Source organism: Nonomuraea sp. NPDC049141 (genome assembly GCF_040648415.1).
Classification (GTDB): domain Bacteria; phylum Actinomycetota; class Actinomycetes; order Streptosporangiales; family Streptosporangiaceae; genus Nonomuraea.
The window spans coordinates 1-1115 of the sequence record NZ_JBEZDR010000272.1; the positions used below are offsets into that span (position 1 = coordinate 1).

General features: G+C 68.4%; 2 protein-coding genes. One reads left to right on the plus strand and one right to left on the minus strand.

The features are described from left to right. Positions 1-56: 56 nt before the first annotated feature. Positions 57-542 carry a CarD family transcriptional regulator gene (locus AB0B91_RS66410; protein ID WP_007073334.1) on the minus strand — a complete coding sequence of 162 codons (486 nt, stop codon included), beginning with the start codon at positions 540-542 and terminating at the stop codon, positions 57-59. 327 nt (positions 543-869) lie between these two features. Between AB0B91_RS66410 and AB0B91_RS66415 the strand changes: the two genes are divergently transcribed. After that, positions 870-1115, plus strand: a 246-nt coding sequence (locus tag AB0B91_RS66415) for a hypothetical protein (RefSeq protein ID WP_358343340.1), incomplete at its 3' end; no start/stop codon positions are given.

The following is a 1115-nucleotide window of genomic DNA, read 5'->3' on the forward strand; positions in this document are numbered from 1 at the left end:
GTCGCGGTCCTCGGTGGTTTGTTCGCCACGAATCGGGTACGACGATGCTGTGGGGACTAGGCCTCGGTGAGGACCTTGTCGAGCAGCGTCTCCGCCTCGTCCTTGGTGCTCTTCTCAGCCAGCGCGACCTCGCCGACGAGAATGTCGCGGGCCTTCGCCAGCATGCGCTTCTCACCCGCGGAAAGACCCCGCTCCCGCTCCCGGCGCCACAGGTCGCGCACGACCTCGGCGACCTTCAGCGGGTTACCGGAGGCCAGCTTCTCCAGATTCGCCTTGTAACGCCGCGACCAGTTGGTCGGCTCCTCGGTGTGCGGTGCACGGAGCACGTCGAAGACCTTGCCGAGGCCCTCTTCGCCGACCACCTCGCGCACACCCACGATCTCGGCGTTCTCGGCGGGCACCCGGACCGTCAGGTCACCCTGTGCGACCCTCAGGACGAGGTATTGCTTAGGCTCGCCCTTGATGACCCGAGTCTCGATTGCCTCGATGAGTGCGGCCCCGTGGTGGGGGTAAACAACGGTCTCGCCGACACTGAAAACCATAGGTTCGAAACCCCTTTCGCTGTGTCTAGGGTAACACGCTCAGGCACCGATGTCTCACCGCTGCCCTGACCGTTGGCGCAGCTCAGGGGCCCTGTGAGAGGTATTTCTTCAGCTTGACAGGCTGCCAAACCGGTGGTTTGACCACGCTCCGTAACGCTTGGATGACGTCCCGGCACGAGTGACGCGAACGTCGAGATCAAGGGCTATGCGCTCCTCCCATGGTAGCCCGCCGGGCGGGTACGCGCCCAGGTGTAGCGGCAGCCGGCCCCGTGCGGGACGCTGGAGGCCGAGCCGCTGTCCGCTCGCCGAGACGTCCCTGGGGGTGCGATGGGCAAGCCCGACGCAGACGGCCCCGGACTGCCCGACCTGCCGCCCGAGTGGGGCCGGGTGGTCGTGCCCGACGACGCCTCCGCCCTGGCCACCGAGGCCGAGCAGATCCGCCACGAGCTGCGCCGTACGCCCCGTCGCGCCGCCGCGGCCCGGTCCCCGTACGCCCTGCCCCTGCTGGTGTTGATCGTGGCGGTGCTGACCACCCTCGCGGGCCTCGCGGCGGTCACCTGGCCCCGCACCGAC

What these genes read in the sequence shown, in the direction of transcription:
- AB0B91_RS66410 (WP_007073334.1), bottom strand. Translation starts at nt 542, where the DNA reads ATGGTTTTCAGTGTCGGCGAGACCGTTGTTTACCCCCACCACGGGGCC.